The organism is Lapillicoccus sp. (genome assembly GCF_036559105.1).
Taxonomy (GTDB): domain Bacteria; phylum Actinomycetota; class Actinomycetes; order Actinomycetales; family Dermatophilaceae; genus Lapillicoccus.
In genome coordinates this window covers 22,064-39,942 of sequence record NZ_DATBTV010000104.1, presented here as the reverse complement: position 1 = coordinate 39,942, position 17,879 = coordinate 22,064, and the positions used below count along the sequence as shown (strand labels likewise).

Annotated in this window: 14 protein-coding genes, 2 tRNA genes and 1 pseudogene; 7 read left to right on the top strand and 10 right to left on the bottom strand. The window is 69.8% G+C overall.

Annotated features, from left to right (window positions below):
• Nucleotides 1–16 precede the first annotated feature (16 nt).
• A tRNA-Arg gene (locus VIG79_RS13545) sits at nt 17–89 on the bottom strand.
• Between the two features lie 292 nt (nt 90–381).
• Between VIG79_RS13545 and VIG79_RS13540 the strand changes: the two genes are divergently transcribed.
• On the top strand, nt 382–2,214 hold the full coding sequence (locus tag VIG79_RS13540) for a phosphoenolpyruvate carboxykinase (GTP) (protein ID WP_331886464.1): 1,833 nt from the start codon (nt 382–384) through the stop codon (nt 2,212–2,214).
• A gap of 69 nt (nt 2,215–2,283) precedes the next feature.
• On the opposite strand, the gene VIG79_RS13535 is transcribed toward VIG79_RS13540, so the two are convergent.
• Both VIG79_RS13535 and VIG79_RS13530 read right to left on the bottom strand, forming a co-directional pair.
• Complete coding sequence (locus VIG79_RS13535) at nt 2,284–2,487, bottom strand: cold-shock protein (protein ID WP_331886462.1); 204 nt, start codon at nt 2,485–2,487, stop codon at nt 2,284–2,286.
• 239 nt (nt 2,488–2,726) lie between these two features.
• Nucleotides 2,727–3,191: a hypothetical protein gene (locus VIG79_RS13530; RefSeq protein WP_331886460.1), complete on the bottom strand. Its 465-nt coding sequence runs from the start codon at nt 3,189–3,191 to the stop codon at nt 2,727–2,729.
• 158 nt (nt 3,192–3,349) lie between these two features.
• Here VIG79_RS13530 and VIG79_RS13525 point away from each other — a divergent pair, with 158 nt between their 5' ends.
• Nucleotides 3,350–4,087, top strand: a complete 738-nt coding sequence (locus VIG79_RS13525; RefSeq protein ID WP_331886458.1) for a response regulator transcription factor — start codon at nt 3,350–3,352, stop codon at nt 4,085–4,087.
• Nucleotides 4,065–5,618: a HAMP domain-containing sensor histidine kinase gene (locus VIG79_RS13520; RefSeq protein WP_331886456.1), complete on the top strand. Its 1,554-nt coding sequence runs from the start codon at nt 4,065–4,067 to the stop codon at nt 5,616–5,618. Before VIG79_RS13525 ends, VIG79_RS13520 begins: the two co-directional genes overlap by 23 nt.
• Nucleotides 5,619–5,888: 270 nt before the next feature.
• On the opposite strand, the pseudogene VIG79_RS13515 reads toward VIG79_RS13520, so the two are convergent.
• Nucleotides 5,889–6,869 (bottom strand): annotated as a pseudogene (locus VIG79_RS13515) (MFS transporter); the annotation flags it as partial.
• A gap of 220 nt (nt 6,870–7,089) precedes the next feature.
• Here VIG79_RS13515 and VIG79_RS13510 point away from each other — a divergent pair.
• Genes VIG79_RS13510 through VIG79_RS13500 form a run of 3 tightly spaced genes read left to right on the top strand, consistent with a single transcriptional unit; the run spans nt 7,090 to nt 10,713 of the window.
• A complete protein-coding gene (locus tag VIG79_RS13510) occupies nt 7,090–8,142 on the top strand; it encodes a GNAT family N-acetyltransferase (protein ID WP_331886454.1) in 1,053 nt (350 codons plus the stop codon).
• A gap of 23 nt (nt 8,143–8,165) precedes the next feature.
• Complete coding sequence (locus tag VIG79_RS13505; RefSeq protein WP_331886452.1) at nt 8,166–10,262, top strand: ArnT family glycosyltransferase; 2,097 nt, start codon at nt 8,166–8,168, stop codon at nt 10,260–10,262.
• Between the two features lies 1 nt (nt 10,263).
• Complete coding sequence (locus tag VIG79_RS13500) at nt 10,264–10,713, top strand: GtrA family protein (protein WP_331886450.1); 450 nt, start codon at nt 10,264–10,266, stop codon at nt 10,711–10,713.
• Between the two features lie 60 nt (nt 10,714–10,773).
• On the opposite strand, the gene VIG79_RS13495 is transcribed toward VIG79_RS13500, so the two are convergent.
• A tRNA-Ser gene (locus VIG79_RS13495) sits at nt 10,774–10,860 on the bottom strand.
• A 204-nt stretch (nt 10,861–11,064) separates the two neighbouring features.
• On the opposite strand from VIG79_RS13495, the gene VIG79_RS13490 reads away from it, so the two are divergent.
• The gene (locus VIG79_RS13490; RefSeq protein ID WP_331886448.1) at nt 11,065–12,615 is read left to right on the top strand and encodes an LCP family protein; all 1,551 of its coding nucleotides are present in this window, start codon (nt 11,065–11,067) and stop codon (nt 12,613–12,615) included.
• A gap of 106 nt (nt 12,616–12,721) precedes the next feature.
• Here the strand turns inward: VIG79_RS13490 and VIG79_RS13485 are convergent, their stop codons facing one another.
• The 5 genes from VIG79_RS13485 to VIG79_RS13465 form a co-directional block, all read right to left on the bottom strand.
• Nucleotides 12,722–12,925, bottom strand: coding sequence for a cold-shock protein (locus tag VIG79_RS13485; RefSeq protein WP_013491183.1), 204 nt, complete (start codon nt 12,923–12,925; stop codon nt 12,722–12,724).
• 219 nt (nt 12,926–13,144) lie between these two features.
• Nucleotides 13,145–14,071: a dihydropteroate synthase gene (gene folP / locus VIG79_RS13480; RefSeq protein WP_331886432.1), complete on the bottom strand. Its 927-nt coding sequence runs from the start codon at nt 14,069–14,071 to the stop codon at nt 13,145–13,147.
• On the bottom strand, nt 14,068–15,960 hold the full coding sequence (locus VIG79_RS13475) for an ABC transporter ATP-binding protein (protein WP_331886430.1): 1,893 nt from the start codon (nt 15,958–15,960) through the stop codon (nt 14,068–14,070). The genes folP and VIG79_RS13475 overlap by 4 nt, the downstream gene beginning before the upstream one ends.
• 1 nt (nt 15,961) lies before the next feature.
• On the bottom strand, nt 15,962–16,891 hold the full coding sequence (locus VIG79_RS13470) for an ABC transporter permease (protein ID WP_331886428.1): 930 nt from the start codon (nt 16,889–16,891) through the stop codon (nt 15,962–15,964).
• Nucleotides 16,888–17,877 (bottom strand): ABC transporter permease, encoded by a 990-nt coding sequence (locus VIG79_RS13465; protein ID WP_331886426.1) that lies wholly within the window; start codon nt 17,875–17,877, stop codon nt 16,888–16,890. The genes VIG79_RS13470 and VIG79_RS13465 overlap by 4 nt, the downstream gene beginning before the upstream one ends.
• Nucleotides 17,878–17,879: the final 2 nt, after the last annotated feature.

The following is a 17,879-nucleotide window of genomic DNA, read 5'->3' as shown; positions in this document are numbered from 1 at the left end:
CTGTCTCAACACAGAGCGCGCCCGAAGGGATTCGAACCCCCAACCTTCTGATCCGTAGTCAGATGCTCTATCCGTTGAGCTACGGGCGCAGGTCGTCGCCGTGACCACACCGGACGAACCGGAACCTGACGGCCGACGACGACGCGCCAGACTACCGCCTCGCGGCGAGGGCGGCGAAATCCACGTGAGCGCCGAGGCCTACCAAGGGTTTCGGACACCTTTCAGTGAGCACGGTGCAACTTTCCGAAAGCCCTTGCAGGCGCGGGACTTTGTGACTGGATTCACGAGCAAACGCCTCACATCGAGCGGTACGGTCTCCGGCCGCGGCGTACGGTGACGCATCAGGCGTTCCAGCATGTGGACAAGCGAAGGCGGACCGACATGACGACCGACACCTCCCACACACCCGACACGCTGGCTGGGGGCACCACGCATACCCGCCTGCAGGCCTGGGTCGACGAGGTCGCCGCCCTCACCACCCCCGTCGAGGTCGTCTGGGTGACCGGCTCCGACCAGGAGTGGACGCGCCTGACCGACCGCCTCGTCGACGCCGGAACGTTCACCCGCCTGGACGACGCGACGAAGCCCAACAGCTTCTACGCGCGCTCCACCCCCAACGATGTCGCCCGCGTCGAGGACCGCACCTACATCTGCTCCCGCGAGAAGAGGGACGCCGGACCCACCAACAACTGGATGGACCCGGACGAGATGAAGGAGCTCATGCGCGGCCTGTATGCGGGCTGCATGCAGGGCCGCACGATGTACGTCATCCCGTTCGTCATGGGGCACCTGAACTCCCCGAACCCGATGTTCGGCGTCGAGATCACCGACTCCGAGTACGTCGTCGTGTCGATGCGGGTCATGTCGCGCTGCGGCGTCAACGTGCTCCGCCGGATGGAGGAGACGCACGCCGACTACGTCCCGGGCCTGCACTCGGTCGGCGCCCCGCTCGAGCCCGGCCAGGCGGACGTCCGGTGGCCGTGCAGCGACACCAAGTACATCGTCCACTTCCCCGAGGAGCGGACCATCTGGTCCTACGGCTCCGGCTACGGCGGCAACGCGCTGCTCGGCAAGAAGTGCTACGCCCTCCGGATCGCCAGTGCCATGGCCCGCGACGAGGGCTGGCTGGCCGAGCACATGCTCATCCTCAAGCTGGTCTCACCGGAACAGCAGGTCTACTACGTCGCGGCGGCGTTCCCCAGCGCGTGCGGCAAGACCAACCTCGCGATGCTGCAGCCGACCATCCCCGGGTGGAAGGTCGAGACCCTCGGCGACGACATCGCCTGGATGCGGTTCGGCGAGGACGGCCGCCTGTACGCGGTCAACCCCGAGTTCGGCTTCTTCGGGGTGGCCCCCGGCACCAACGAGAAGACCAACCCCAACGCGATGCGGACCATCGAGAAGGGCAACTCGGTCTTCACCAACGTCGCGCTCACCGACGATGGCGACATCTGGTGGGAGGGCATGGAGAACACGCCCGCCCACGCCATGTCGTGGAAGGGCGAGGACTGGACCCCGGACAGCGACGAGCTCAGCTCGCACCCCAACTCGCGCTACTGCACCCCCATCCGGCAGTGTCCGATCCTCGCCGACGAGTACGACGACCCCCAGGGCGTGCCCATCTCGGCGATCTTCTTCGGTGGTCGCCGCAAGACGACGGTCCCGCTCGTGACCGAGTCGCGCGACTGGGTGCACGGCACGTTCATGGGCGCGACGCTCTCGTCGGAGACGACCGCGGCGGCGACCGGGGAGGTCGGCGTCGTGCGCCGCGACCCGATGGCCATGCTGCCGTTCATCGGCTACAACGCCGGCGACTACTTCTCGCACTGGATCGAGGTCGGCAAGGACGCCGACTCCGCCAAGCTGCCGACGATCTTCTACGTCAACTGGTTCCGGCGCGACGAGGACGGCGCCTTCTTGTGGCCCGGGTTCGGTGAGAACGCCCGGGTCCTCAAGTGGGCCATCGAGCGCATCGAGGGCAAGGCGGCCGCGGTGGAGACGCCCATCGGCCACGTGCCCACCCCGGAGTCGCTCGACACCGACGGCCTCGACATGACGCCGGCGGAGCTCGAGGCGGCCCTCGGGGTCGACGTCGACGAGTGGCGCGCGGAGATCCCGGAGATCGAGGCCTGGTTCGCGAAGATCGGCGACTCGCTCCCCACGCAGCTCCAGGTCGAGCTCGACGGACTCAAGGCGCGGCTGGGACTCGGCTGAGCGCATACCCGAGCATGACGACGCCCCCCGACCGGATTAGGTCGGGGGGCGTCGGCTAAGGCGTGGTGGTCAGACCGCGGTCACGCGCTCCGCCTGCGGGCCCTTGGGGCCCTGGGTGATGTCGAACTCAACGCGCTGGGCCTCGTCGAGCGAACGGTAGCCGTTCGACTCGATGGCCGAGTAGTGAACGAACACGTCCGGTCCGCCACCGTCCTGCGCGATGAAGCCGAAGCCCTTCTCGGCGTTGAACCACTTCACGGTGCCTTGTGCCATGGGGGTAACTCTTTTCCTGATTTAGCGAGGGGCCTACGGGTTCGTACGCCCTCTGGCTGCGATCTGACCCCAACGGCGTCGGGCGGGAGCCCGGGCCAAAAAGAAAGGCCCGCGCGGGCGGGCCGTTCGTCAAGCGAGGAACTGTCACTGCAACCACGGCAACCGTAGCAGGGTTCTGTCCCTGAGCGAACATGGGGACCGCCGAAATCGAGGCCGGGGTCCGAGGAGGTCGCCGCAGGTCAGCGGCCTGATCGCCCCCGGCCCGGGCCGAAGCCCTGCTGTCCGGGCGGCACGCCGGGCTGCTGACCGGGACCCTGTTGCTGACCCGGTCCCTGTTGCTGCCTCGGACCACCGCCACGGAACTGATGGTTCCGACCACCTGGACCGAACCCTGGACCGAACCCTGGACCGAACCCTGGGCCGGAGCGCTGGTCGGAGGGTGCCGCGATCCCGGAGGGGGAAGCCGCCGCCGCGGCGATCGCGCCGGCACTGGTCAACGCCAGGGCGATAGCGGCGATCGCCGCGGTTCGCTTGCCGCTCCAGCGCGGGGACTCGACCGGCGCGGCGGCCACGGGCGCATACGGAGCGTCCCGGGGGACCGTGTCCTGGATCTCCGAGCGCGGCGGCTGCGGAATGGGCACGGTCGGCGACGGGGGTGGGACGGTGAACCCGGGCGGCGGCGAGCCGGGTGGCTGGGCGGTCACGACAGCAGGCTGGCCTCCGCTGCTGTGACGCACCTGTGGCGCAGGTATCCGGGTGCTGGCCTCGCCCGACTCGACGACGCTCGCCACCACAGAGCCCCCACAGGAAAGGCATAGCATCGACACACGGCCTGCCAAGACAGCCGCATCACAGTAAGGACATGACCACGCTCCCTGCCCGCGCCCAGAAGCTCATGCGCCCGGACGGCACCGCGCCGCGGGTGCTCGTCGTCGACGACGAGCACAACCTCACCGAGCTGCTGAGCATGGCGCTGCGCTACGAGGGCTGGGAGGTCAGGTCGGCCGGCAGCGGCATGGCCGCGGTCCGTGCGGCTCGTGAGTTCGAGCCCGACGCGGTGGCACTCGACATGATGCTTCCGGACATGGACGGTATGGAGGTGCTCCGCCGGATGCGCGAGCACAACCAGCGCATCCCGGTCCTCTTCCTCACGGCGCGCGACGCCGTCGAGGACCGCATCGCCGGGCTGACCGCGGGCGGTGACGACTACGTCACCAAGCCGTTCAGCCTCGAGGAGGTCGTTGCCCGGCTCCGCGCGCTGATGCGCCGCACCGCCGTCATCGCCGCGGAGGACGAGGGCTCGATCATCGTCGTCGGCGACCTCACCCTCGACGAGGACAGCCATGAGGTCACCCGCGGCGGTTCACCGGTCCAGCTGACAGCGACCGAGTTCGAGCTGCTGCGCTACCTCATGCGCAACCCCAAGCGGGTGCTGTCCAAGGCGCAGATCCTCGACCGCGTCTGGAACTACGACTTCGGTGGCCAGGCCAACGTCGTCGAGCTCTACATCTCCTACCTGCGCAAGAAGATCGACGCCGGCCGTGAGCCGATGATCCACACCATGCGAGGCGTGGGCTATGTCCTCAAGCCTGCGAGCTGAGCGGCACGACGCTGCGCTCGTCGAGCCGGACCAGCCCGACGCGGTCATCGAGCCGGCCACGGCGTCGGCTCGGACGCCCCTCCCTCGATGGGCCACCCCCGGCGCGTGGACGCTGCGCGGCAAGCTCGTGGCGTCGATGCTCGTCCTCTTCTTCGTCGTCAGCGTCCTCACCGGGGCCACGACCGTGTTGTTCCTACGTCAGGTCCTGACCGGCCAGGTCGACCAGCAGCTGCAGAGCTCGATCACGCGCTTCCGCAGCCTGCCTCCACAACCGATCACTCGCGGCGGCCCGGGCGATCAGGGACTGACGGCAGCCATCAGCACGGATGGTTCGTTCCCCTCCTCCGGCACTGCGCAAGGCCGTGACCCGGGAAGCGAACCGCAAGCGCTGACGACTGAGGAGCTGGAGATCCTCTCGACGGCAGGCTTGGGCGCCGCTCCACAAACCATCACTCTGGGTGAGCTGGGGTCGTACCGGGTGCTCGCGTCCGCCGGAACCATTACCAACCGTCAGACCGGCGTCGTCTCGCCTGCGATCGCCGTCATCGGCTTGTCCATGTCACGACAGAACGCGACGATCGTCAACACGGGGCTCGCTGTCACCGGCGGAGTGCTGTTGGGTCTCGTCGTCGTCGGTATCGGCGGCATGTGGCTGGTCCGGCGGAACCTCAGGCCGCTCGACCGCGTCGCCGCGACGGCGACCAGAGTTGCGCACCTTCCGCTGTCCGAGGGCAAGGTCGACATCGTCGAGCGAGTCCCGTTGCAGGACACCGACACTCGCACCGAGGTCGGTCAGGTGGGCGCCGCGTTCAACGAGATGCTCGACCACATCGACCACGCCCTCAACCAACGCCAGAAGAGCGAGGAGCGGGTACGCCAGTTCGTCGCCGACGCGAGCCACGAGCTGCGCACCCCGCTCGCCTCGATCCGTGGGTATGCGGAGCTCACTCGCCGTGAGCAGGAGCCGGTGCCCCAAGGCGTCACCTACGCGATCGGCCGGGTCGAGTCCGAGGCGATCCGGATGACCGCGCTGGTCGACGACCTGCTGCTGCTCGCCCGCCTGGACGCCGGCCGTCCGCTCGACCACGAGACCGTCGACCTCACCGAGATGGTCGTCAACGCGGTCAGCGACGCGCACGCCGCCTCCCCCGACCACGTCTGGCAGCTCGACCTGCCCGACGAGCCGGTCGAGGTCCAGGGCGACCCGGCGCGGCTGCACCAGATCGTCGTCAACCTGCTCGGCAACGCGCGTACCCACACCGCGCCCGGCACCGTCGTGCGGACGAGCATCGTCCCCGACGACGGTCAGGTCCGGCTGGCCGTGCGCGACAACGGTCCCGGGGTCCCCCAGGAGCTCCAAGCCAACGTCTTCCAGCGGTTCGCTCGCGGCGACACCTCACGCAACCGGGCGGCCGGCAGCACCGGACTCGGCCTGTCCATCGTCGCGGCCGTCGCGCAGGCCCACGGCGGGTCCGTCTCCCTCGACAGCGAGCCCGGCGACACCACCTTCACCGTCCTGCTCCCCGCCTGACGACGGGGAGCGGTCCGGTCGCAGCCGCGCATACAGGAGCACAGCCGGGCTGAGCACCACCGCGCTCGCGACGAGCGCCGTGGACGTGCTGGTCCGGTTGGCGAGCGCGCCGAGCGGCGGCCCGCCGACGACCTGACCGACGGCGTCGAGCTGTGAGGTCATCGAGATGAGGGTCGCGCGGGTGCGGGACTCCAGGTGCCGGTTCAGCCAGGCCGAGCGGATCGGCGCCGCCAGCGCCCCGGCCGCGCCGCGTCCCCACAGGGCGGCGAGCACGACCCAGATGCTGCCGCCGAGGGCGACCGCCAGGACGAAGACCACCTGGGCGCCGACCAGCGAGGCGAGCAGCCAGGTCGGGTGCTCGGCCCGGACCAGCCGGGGCGCCACCCGGTTGACGACCAGGGACACGACGAGCGATACCAACGTGCCGGTGAGCGCGATCGCCGTGAACCACACCACGTCGCCGTCGAACCCGGCGACGTCCGGCAACGTGAACGACTCCAGCACCCGAACCGTCCAGAGCCGGTCGAAGGCCTCACTGGCCAGGCCCACCACCAGGGCGACCAGGGCGATCGTCCGGACCACAGGACGGCGGCGAGCCACCCGCAGACCCTCCCGAGCCGTCCCGAGCAGATGCCGGAGCGTGTCGCGCTGCGCCGCCGGGGTGCGGTGGAAGTGTTCCTCGGGCATGACGATCAGCAGCACGACGGCCAGGAGGAGCAGGCCGGCGCCGGAGGCGGCGACCGGGACACCCGGGCCGAGCAGCCCCAGGCCACCCGCGACCAGCGTAGCGACGACGGTCAGGGCGAGGGCGAGCTGCGTCTCCCGGGTGAACACCGGGCCGACGGCGTCCTCACCGATCTCGTCGGCGAGCCACGCCTGGTCGGCGCCGGACAGGAAGGTGGACCCCGTACCCCACACCACTTGGGCAACGAGCACGACGGCGAAGGTCGGGACGAGGCCCTGCAGGAGCATCCCTGCCCCGAGGAGGGAGACGCCGATGACCACCGAGAGACGCCGGCTGTAGAGGTCGGCGACCACGCCGGTCGGGATCTCGAGAAGGAAGCAGGTGGCCTCGAGGACGGTCCCGACCAGCACCAGCTGCAGCGGGCTCAGCCCGACGACGGTGACGTAGTAGACCTGGTTGAGGGTGAAGGCGAGGACGAGGAAGAACGACGTCCCGCCGCCGAGCAGGTAGTAGACGGCGCGGGGACCGACCGGTCGCCACGGGCGCCACAGCAGACGAGTGAGCATGGAAGTTCCTGACAGGGTCCAGACGGGTCAGCGGACAGGCATCTCGTGCTGCCTACCGGCGGACCGGGGGCGCCTCGAGGGCGCGCCAGAACCACGGTTCGCGCAGGAGCACGTCGTCAGGAAGTGGTTGTCATCCCTTCCAGGGTAGAACCGGCACCCCACCGACGGCCATCGGATAAAGGGCTGGCCGAACGAACGCCGGACACGCCACTCTGTCGGCATGACCAGCCTCCGCATCGACCCCGTGGATGCCGACGACGCGGCCGCCGTCCAGGCCGCCGCCGACGTCTACACGGCCGTGGAGGCGGTGGACCGACCGTGGCACCCGGGCTATCCGGCCAGCTTGATCCGGGCCTTCGCGACGCACGGGTGGGATGACGCTCCCGAGCAGTTCTTCCTCGTCCGCGACGCCGACGGCCGGCCCGTCGCCGCCGGGTCGGTGGAGCTGCCGATGCGGGACAACCGGCACGCTGCGCTCGTCGGTGGGAGGGTCGTCCCCGACCGTCGGCGGAAGGCAGTGGGTTCGGCGCTCTACGACCACCTCGAGGCGGTCGCGACCGACGCCGGGCGCACCCGGCTGTTCACCGGTGGCCCGGAATCGGCCGCGGCGCGGGGGTTCGCCGCCAGGCGCGGGTATGCGCTCGCCTCGGTCGGGATCACCCGACGGGTCGACCTCGGCCAGGTGTCGGCGGTGGCGGTCCAGGTGGCGTACGACGAGGCGGTCGAGCGCGCCGAGGACTACGAGCTGGTCCGGCTGGTCGGCGCGTTGCCCGAGCACCTCATGGCGGCGTACGTCGACGCGGTGTCCGCGATCAACGACGCGCCGCTGGACGACCTCGAGATCGACGACGAGATCTACGACGCCGACCGCGTCCGCTCGTACGAGCAGGGCCAGCTCCTCAGTGGTCACCGCCTCTACCGTGTCCTGGCCCGACACCGCGATAACGGGGAGATCGCCGGACATACCGTCGTCGTCGTCGACGGCCACCGACCGCACCTCGGCGACCAGCACGACACGACCGTCGTCGGCGCCCATCGCGGGCACCGGCTCGGACTGCTGCTCAAGTCCGACATGATGCGGTGGCTGCGCGATGTCGAGCCCCAGCTGCGGACCATCGTCACGCAGAACGCCGCCTCTAACACCCACATGATCGCCGTGAACGAGCGTCTCGGGTACCGGGTGATGGGCCACACCCTGGAGTTCCAACGCGCCGTCCCGGCGCTGACCGTGGCCTCATCGCGAGGTGCTGGAAGCGTCACAAGAACCGCATAGGCACGCTCGGGATCGTCGTCGGAATGAACTTGACGACCCTGACTCGCTCAACGCTGGAGTCACCCTCCGCCACCGCTCCTGCCGAGCCCACCCGCGGCGCCGGCCGGGCGCAGCGCCTCTGGCGGGGGTCTCCGGCGGACCCGGCGTGGGCCCGCCCCGCGCTCCTCGGGCTGCTGGTCGCGACGGCGGCCTTGTACCTCTACAACCTGACCGCGAGCGGGTGGGCGAACTCGTTCTACTCCGCCGCCGTGCAGGCCGGCTCCGCCGACTGGCAGGCGTTCTTCTTCGGTTCCTCGGACGCGGCCAACTCCATCACCGTCGACAAGCCCCCGGCCTCGCTGTGGATCATGGCTCTGTCGGTCAAGGTCTTCGGGCTGAGCTCCTTCGCGATCCTCCTCCCCCAGGTCGTCATGGGAGTGGCGAGCGTCGGGGTCCTCTACGCGACGGTCAAGAAGAGCTTCGGCGCTCAGGCCGGCCTCCTCGCCGGCGCCGTCCTCGCGCTCACCCCCGTCGCCGTGCTGATGTTCCGCTTCAACAACCCCGATGCCCTGCTCACCTTCCTCATGGTGCTGGCCGCCTGGGCGACCATGAAGTCGATCGAGAAGACCTCCCCGACGTGGTTCATGGTCGTCGGCGTCTTCATCGGTCTGGCCTTCCTCACCAAGACCCTCCAGGCGTTCCTCGTCGTGCCGGGGTTCGCGCTGGCCTACCTCGTCGCGGCCCGGACATCGCTGCCGAAGCGGATCTGGCACGTCGTCCTCGGCGGCCTCTCGATCGTCCTGTCGGCCGGCTGGTGGGTCGCCGTCGTCGAGCTCCTGCCCGCGAGCATGCGGCCCTACATCGGTGGCTCGCAGAACAACTCGTTCCTCGAGCTGACGTTCGGCTACAACGGGCTCGGCCGGATCACCGGCGACGAGACCGGCTCGGTCGGCGGTGGGGGCGGCGGCGGCGGTAGCTGGGGCGCCACCGGTCTGGGCCGGATGTTCAACGCCGAGATCGGCGGCCAGATCTCGTGGTTCATCCCGGCCGCCCTGATCCTGCTCGCCGCCGGCCTCTACTTCCGCGGCCGCCGGCCGCGGACCGACACCCGGCGCGCCGCATACCTCGTCTGGGGTGCGTGGCTCCTCGTCACGGGTCTCACGTTCTCGCTGATGGCCGGCATCTTCCACGCGTACTACACGGTCGCCCTGGCGCCGGCCGTCGCCGCCCTCGTCGGCATGGGCGCTGTGGAGGCGTGGGAGGGCCGGAGCGGTGCCGGGGGCGCGATCACCTTGGCCGTCGCGACCGCCGCGACCTCGGTATGGGGCTTCGTGCTCCTCTCACGGACCGTCGAGTGGAACGCCTGGCTGCGCATCATCGTCCTGGCGGTCGGCCTCGCGGCAGCGCTGGGGTTCCTCGTCCTCGGGCGGATCCACCGCCGCGTCGTCCCCGTGGTCGTCGGCGCCGCCCTGTTCGCAGCGCTCCTCGGTCCGGCGGCCTACTCGGTCCAGACCGTCGCCACCGGGCACTCCGGGTCGATCGTCGACGCAGGTCCCGCCGTGGCCGGTGGCGCCGGCGGTCCCGGCGGCGGTGGCGGTGCTCGCGGTGGACAGGCACCCGGAGGCGCGACCCGGCTCCCGGCTCCCGGCGGCGCGACACCGGGCCAGGCGCCGGGTGGCGCGCCGCAGGGCCAGGTGCCGGGTGGCGCGACCCAGGGTCGTGGCGGCGGCATGGGCGGCCTGCTCGACGCCTCGACCCCGAGCACCGCGGTGGTCTCGGCCCTGTCGGCCAACGCGGACCAGTACACGTGGGTCGCCGCGGCGACCGGCTCGCAGAACGCCGCGGGCCTCCAGCTCGGCACCCAGCTTCCGGTGATGGCCATCGGCGGGTTCAACGGCAGCGACCCGTCACCGACGCTGGCCCAGTTCCAGGCCTACGTGCAGGCCGGGAAGATCCACTACTTCGTCGGCGGCGGTGGGTTCGGCGGTGGCCAGAGCGGCGGCAGCAACGTCTCGTCGCAGATCTCCTCGTGGGTCCAGCAGAACTTCACGGCGGTGACCATCGGGGGCTCCACGTTCTACGACCTGACCCAGCCCGCCTCGGGAACCACCGGCACCACGAGCAGCACGGGGACGGTGTGACATGGCCGCGGTCGTGGTGACGCCATTGGAGTCCTCCGCCACCGCGCTGGCCCGCCACGGGTTCCGCGGCCAGGTCGCCCGGTTCGCCGTCATCGGCGCCGGCAGCACCGTCCTTCACCTGAGCCTGCTAGCCGCCCTCACCGGCCCGCTGGGCGTCCAGGTGGCCAACCTGGTCGGCCTGGTGGTCTCGACTGTCGCCAACACGGCGGCCAACCGGGCATGGACGTTCCAGCTCCGAGGTCGTGAGCAGATGGGCCGGCAGCACCTCCAGGCCCTGGTGGTCTTCGCCATCACCTGGGCGTGCAGCAGTGCCGCGTTAGAGCTGCTCGCCGTCTCGTGGCCGCACGCCTCGACTCTCACCACGGTGGCCGTGGTCGGCCTGGCCAACGCCGTCTCGACGGTCGCCCGGTTCACCGCGATGCGCGGGTGGATCTTCCGCTCCCAGGCGTAGCCCGTCACCGCCGAGGGCCCCAGGTCACGACCTGGGGCCCTCGGACGTTCGCGATCGGAGCGGAGGCGGCGGGATTTGAACCCGCGAGGGGTGTTATCCCCAACCCGCTTAGCAGGCGGGCGCACTAGGCCACTATGCGACGCCTCCAGCTCGGCCCACCGGACTGACCGATGAGCCAGCACAGGCTACCGGGGGCGACAGGGTTGCCCCAAACGGGCGCCGCGGACCTGTGGTGGGGACCACACGGCCCGATGCAACCTTTCAGCGCGCCGAAACGTAGTTCACCTGGAGGCGAAGCTCTGACAGGTATGCTCGCCCGCCGTAAGACGAATTGCCTGCGGGAAGGTGTGCATGGCGGAGCAGACTGACGTCCGCCCGGTCGGGGCGCGGACGCGTCGTCGCCGGCACGTACGTCGCCAGACCCGCCGGTCGTTGATCCACACGACCCTGGCGCTGATTCCGGGCGCCGGTCTCCTCGGCACGCGGTACCGCCGGCTGGGGTGGGTCATGCTCGGCCTGCTGGCCGCGATGGTGATCGTCGTGGCCCTCTTCGTGCTGGCCAAGGGCGCCGTCTCGGCCGCCCTCAACCTCGCCGTGCGGCCCGACGCCCTGCTCGCTGTCGCCGGCCTGACGGTCGTCGGCGGTCTGGTCTGGATCTTCTCCATCATCCTCACCCACCGCGGTACGGCGCCCGACCGCGTCGACGGCAGCAAACCCTGGGGCCTGCGCCTCTTCACCGCCTTCATCTGCCTCCTGGTGGCGATCCCGGCGATCCAGGTGGTCCGCTACTCGCTCATCCAGCGCGACGTGGTCAGCACGGTCTTCACCGGGCCGGCCGTCGGCGGCCTCACCCCGTCGGCCCTGCAGACTGCAACGCCCGAGCCCCAGGCGCCCGACCCGTGGGCGGACGTCGACCGCGTCAACCTGCTGCTGCTCGGTTCGGACGCGGGCAGCGACCGTGAGGGAACCCGTACCGACTCGATGGTCGAGGTGAGCATCGACCCGCAGACCGGCAACGCGGTCCTCATCAGCATCCCGCGCAGCCTGGAGCGAGCCCCGTTCCCGAGCAGCAACCCGCTGCACAAGCTCTACCCCAACGGCTACTACTGCCCCGGCGCCACTCCGGGCAACGAGTGCCTCATCAACGCCGTCTGGTCGCTCGCCGAGGAGAACAAGGCCCTCTTCAAGAACGACCCCAACCCCGGCCTCACATCCATCCGCGACGTCATCGGTGAGGTCACCGGGCTGCACGTGGACTACTCCACGGTGGTCGACCTCGCCGGGTTCCAGAAGCTGGTCGACGCCATGGGCGGCGTGACGGTCAACGTCACCGAGCGGCTCCCGATCCAGGGTTACCACACCAGCAGCGGCGGGGTCGCCGGCATCGAGGGCTACATCGAGCCCGGCCGCCAGACCCTCGACGGCTACCACGCCCTCTGGTATGCGCGTTCCCGGCTGCTGTCCGACGACTTCTCGCGAATGCGCCGGCAGCGGTGCCTCATCGGTGCCGTGCTCGACCAGGTCAACCCGGTGAACATGCTCCGCCAGTACCCGCAGCTGGCCCAGGTCGCCAAGGAGAACATCGCGACCGACATCCCGGTGGCGCAGCTGCCGGCGTGGGTCGACCTCGTTCAGCGGATCCAGAAGGGCTCGATCACGTCGCTGACATTCACGTCCGACAACATCAGCCCGGCCAACCCGAACTACGCGAAGATGCGCGAGATGGTGCAGGCCGCCATCAAGCCGCCCGAGGCCTCGACCACCCCGAGCCCGTCGACGACGACCGCTCCCCCGACCTCCACCAAGACCACCTCACCCAAGGCGTCGAAGAGCACGACGTCCAGCCCGACGACGACGCCGACCGTCGCCGGCGGGGTGGTGGACGTGCGCAACGCCTGCTGACGAGGCCGCCTGCGCCGGATCTCGGCGGTGGGAGCAGCAACAAGCCCCCGGACGCGCAGTCCGGGGGCTTGTCAGCGCGGTGGGCCGTCAGCCCACCGCGACGAGTTCAGAGCGGCCGAACGGCGTCGGCCTGGGGACCCTTGGGTCCCTGGGTGACCTCGAACTCCACTCGCTGTGCCTCATCGAGGCTGCGGTAGCCGTTGGACTGGATCGCGGAGTAGTGCACGAAGACGTCGGGACCGCCGCCGTCCTGTGCAATGAATCCGAAACCCTTCTCGGCGTTGAACCACTTCACGGTGCCCTGAGCCATCTGCGTAGCTGCTTCTTTCTGTCTGGCCGAGGACGTGCGCACCTCGCTCACGTCCGGTTGTCGTCGTGCCCGTGGACGGCGCTCCGGCTCGGCGAGACAGGCAAGCCCGCCACATCTCTGCAGCGGGCCGATTTCTTCGACGAGCGAGGAACGGCAACGGCAACCGGCAGCAACTTAGCAGAGACGATGTGCGTGTGGCGGCCTCCGAAGAGCGACTTTTCAGGGCTCTCGGTGAACACCGCGGACGGCCAGTCTCGGCGCCCGGTCGCCCCGGATCGTGGCCACCATGTCGACGGTCCGGCGGGTCGCGCGCACGTCGTGTGCGCGGAAGACGGTGGCGCCCAACCACGCCGCGACGGCGGTCGCCGCGAGGCTCCCCTCGAGGCGTTCGTCGGCCGTCAAGTCCAGGCTCTCGCCGACGAAATCCTTACGGGACACGGCTTGTAGCACCGGAAATCCGAGCGCGACGACGTCCGATGTGTGGCGAAGCAGCTGCAACGAGTGGGCTGTCGTCTTGCCGAAGTCAAGCGTGGGGTCGACGAGGATCCGCTCCGGCGGCACCCCCGCCGCGAGGGCTGCCTCGGCGCCGCGAGCCAGGGTCGCGACGACGTCGCGCACGACGCCGAGCGGGTCGGGGCCGTAGCTGACGTCAACCGGGTCTGTACGCGGCGGGAGGCCGCCGGTGTGCGACACGACGACACCGGCTCCCAGCTCGGCAGCGACGCCCACGAGCTCCGGGTCGTGACCCGCCCACGTGTCGTTGACGAGGTCGACACCCGCGGGCGCCGCGGCCCGCGCGACCTCCGACCGCCAGGTGTCGAGACTCAGGACCACGTCGGGGTATGCGGCTCGGGCCCGTTCGAGGACGGGCAGCACCCGGTCGATCTCCTGCGCCGCCGACACCGGCTCACCCTCCTGGCCGGCTCGAACGCCACCCACGTCGACGATGTCCGCCCCCTGCTCGACCGCCTCGTCGAGGGCGCGCATCGCGGAGTCGAAGTCGGCGTGACGGCTGCCCGAGAAGAACGAGTCGTCGGTGCGGTTGACGATGGCCATGACCGCCGGTCGACCCGCGTCGAAGACCCGGCCCCGCAGCACGAGCGGAGCCGGCTGGACGAGCGTCAGGTCGGCTACCGGGTGACTCACCCAGCCATGCTGTCACCCGGCCGTGGGGCGTCCTGGAAGGGGTTGGGGATGGCCTCGATCAACCGACGGGTGTAGTCGTCCTCCGGCTCACGGATCACTCGCAGCGAGGGTCCGGTCTCGACGACCACACCCTCGTTGAGGACGATGACCTCGTCCGAGAGCATCCGCGCACTCAGCAGGTCGTGGGTGATGTAGAGGATGCCGACGTCGCTGTCGTGGACGAGGTTGTTGAGCAGCTCGAGGATCTCGGCCCGGATCGACACGTCGAGGCTCGAGATCGGCTCGTCGGCGACGATGAGCTCGGGCTGGGCGGCGAGGGCGCGAGCGATGACGACCCGCTGCCGCTGCCCACCGGAGAGCTCGTAGGCGAAGCGGTTCCGGTAGCGGGACGGCGGGGTGAGCGCGACCGTCTCCAGCAGCTCGTCGACGCGGGCCTGCGCCGCCTTGCCCCGCAGTCCCTGGTGGTTGGCCAGCGGCCGAGCCAGCGTGTAGCCCAGGGTCTTGCTCGGGTTGAGCGACGAGTACGGGTCCTGGAAGACCATCTGGACGTGTTGTCGATACCTCCGCAGCGCCCGGCCGCGGAACTTCGCGACCTCCTGCTCGCCCTCCTTGCCGTGGAACACGATCCGGCCGCTGGTCGGGCTCTCGACTCCCGTGATCATCCGGGCCAGCGTCGACTTCCCGCTGCCGCTCTGTCCGACCAGGGCGGTGACCTCCCCTTTGCGCAGGACGAAGCTGACGTCCCGTGACGCCTCCGTACGGCTCACCGTGAAGCCGCGGCGCCGCTCGTAGACCTTGCTGACGTTCTCGACGCTGAGCAGCACCGGGCTGTCGATCGCGTCCCGCGAGTCCTCGATCGACTTGACGAACTGCGGCCCGGCAAAGGCGCGGGTCGGCTCGCCGACCTCGTCGGAGCCCTCCCCGCCGAGCTGCTGCAGCACCGCGACGTGGCACGCGACGCGAGCGTCACCGATCAGGGTCAGCGGCGGGTCCACGGTCAGGCACCGGTCGATCTTCTCCGGGCAGCGCGGGGCGAACGGACAGCCCTCCGAGGGACGACTGAGGTCCGGCGGCCGGCCCGGCACGTAGGTGATCCGGACGGTCTCGGCCCGGGGGTCGCCGTACGACCCGAGCAGGCCCTTGGTGTACGGGTGCAGGGGCTGTCGCACGAGGTCGGCGGCCGCCTGCTCCTCGACCAGCTCCCCCGCATACATGACGAGGATCCGGTCCGAGAGGTCGAGCACGGTGCCGATGTCGTGGCTGATGAACAGGACGGCGAATCCCTTGTCCTGCTGGAGGGCCCGGACGTTCTCGAGGATCTCCTGCTGGACGACGACGTCAAGTCCGGTGGTCGGCTCGTCGAGCAGGACGAACCGCGGCTCGAGGGCCAGGGCGAGAGCGAGGTTCACCCGCTGCTTCATGCCGCCGGACAGCTCGTGCGGGAACGACGTGACGAAGCGCGGGTCGATCTTCACCATGTCGAACAGCTCGGCGACCCGACGGCTCACGGCCGCGCCGCGCAGGTCGCTGTGGGTCTCGATGACGTCGCGGAACTGGCCCTCGACGCGCACCACGGGGTTCAGCGAGTTCATGCTGCTCTGGAACACCGTGGAGATGTCCCGCCACCGCATGGCCCGCAGCTCGTCCTGGTCCAGCGCCGTGACGTCGATGCCGTCGAAGGCGATCGAGCCGCCACTGATCCGACCGGGTTTCTCGAGGAGCCGCAGCACCGCGGTGCCGAGCGTGGTCTTGCCACTGCCCGACTCGCCGATGAGACCGACGAACTCCCCCTCCTCGAGCGAGAACGAGACCTCCTTGACAGCCGTGATCGCGGTTCCGCGCTTCGGCTCGTAGCGGACCGACAGATCCTTGACGTCGAGCAGTGCCACGTCAGTCCTCCCGGAGGTGCGGGTTGCTCAGCAGGTCGACGCCGAAGTTCACGAAGGTCAGCGCGGTGATGAGGATCGCCAGGGTCAGGCCCGGCGCGAACACCCAGAGGAACAGGCCCTGGGCGATGGCCCCCTGGGCGTTCGACTGGTACAGCATCGTCCCCCACGAGACGCTCTGGGAGTCGCCGAGCCCGAGGACGGCGAGGCCGGCCTCGGCGCCGATGGCCCCGGTGGCGGCGCCGACAAAGCTGGCCGCGACGAGCGAGGTCATGTTGGGCATGATCTCCCGGAACACGATCCGCCACGTGCCCTCACCGGCGAACTTCGCCGCGGTGACGAAGTCGCGGTTGCGCAGGGTGATCACCTGCGAACGCTTGGCCCGGGCCGCGCCGGCCCACGAGGTGATCGCGATGACGCCGATGATGAGCACCACGCCTCGGACCTCGGAGTAGGCGACGATCGTGATGATCAGGGGCAGCACCGGGATGACCAGAGCGACGTTGGTCACGAAGGACAGGAGGTCGTCGAGGATGGTGCCCTCGGCGTAGCCGGAGATCATGCCGATGACCAACGCGATGATCGTGGCGAGCAGACCGCCGAACACCCCCACGATCAGGGACACCCGGGTCCCGTAGATGAGCTGGGAGGCGATGTCCTGGCCCGAGGTGTTGGTGCCCAGCCAGTTCGTGGAGCTCGGCCCGGCGAGCGGCGGGAAGCTGGAGTCCGTCGGGTCGTACGGGGCGATGAGCGGGGCGAAGATCGCGACGAGCACGTAGAGCCCGACGATGACGACGCCGACGCGGGCCTTCTTGCTGCTCCACACCACCTCGTACCAACGCTCGGGTCGCTGGACGGCACCGACCTCCTGGACCGCCTCCTCCTGGCCAGGTTCTCCTTCGGCCATGAAGTCCGTGGTCGGGACACTGGTCATCTTTCGGCCCTCCTCGCGCGTGGGTCGAGCACGCCGTAAAGCAGGTCGGCGCCGAGGTTCGCAATCAGCACACTGGTGCTGAGCAGCAGGAGCAGGGCCTGCAGCAGCGGGTAGTCCTTGTTCTCGACCGCCTCGCCCATGAGGCGTCCGAGTCCCGGGTAGTCGAAGACCGTCTCCACGAGGATCGCCCCGCCGAGCACGCCACCCAGGGCGAGGGCGAAGCCGGTGACGCTGGGCAGCAGCGCGTTGCGCGCGGCATACCGCAGGGCGACGGTCCGGTCGGAGAGACCCTTGGCCTTGGCCAGCCGGATGTAGTCCTCGCCGAGGTTCATGATCATCGTGTTGCGCATCCCGAGGACCCACCCGATCGGCGTGACGATGAGCAGGGCCAAGGCCGGCAGCACCATGTGCTGGAACGAGTCCTGGACGAAGGGGAGGTTCCAGCCCGGGGTCGTGTCCGAGTAGCCGCCCGACGTCGGGAAGAGCCCGATCGTGTAGCCGAAGACGTAGAGCAGAAGCAGAGCGATCCAGAACGGCTGCATCGTCCCGAGGAACGTCGATCCCAACGTGACCACGCTGTCGAAGCGGGTGTTGCGTCGCCACGCCGCATACGCGCCGAGCACGACGCCGATGAGGAACGACAGCACCTGAGTGACGGTGACGAGGACCAGCGTCCACGGCAGGGCCTGGCCGATCACCTCGGTCACCGAGTACGGGAAGTACGTGTAGGACAGACCGAACTGCCCGTGGAAGAGCTGGCCGAGGTAGGTGACGTACTGGTCCCAAAGGGACCCCGACGGCGCGCCGAGCATCGCGCGCACCGCCTGGACCTGGGCGGGGTCCAGCTGCTGGTCCTTGCCCGACAGGCGCTGGACCATGATCTCGGCCGGGTCCCCCGGGGCCATCCGGGGAATGAGGAAATTCAGGGTCGCGACCGCCCACAAGGTGGCAAGGAAGAACCCGAACTTCCGCGCGAAGTATTTCACCG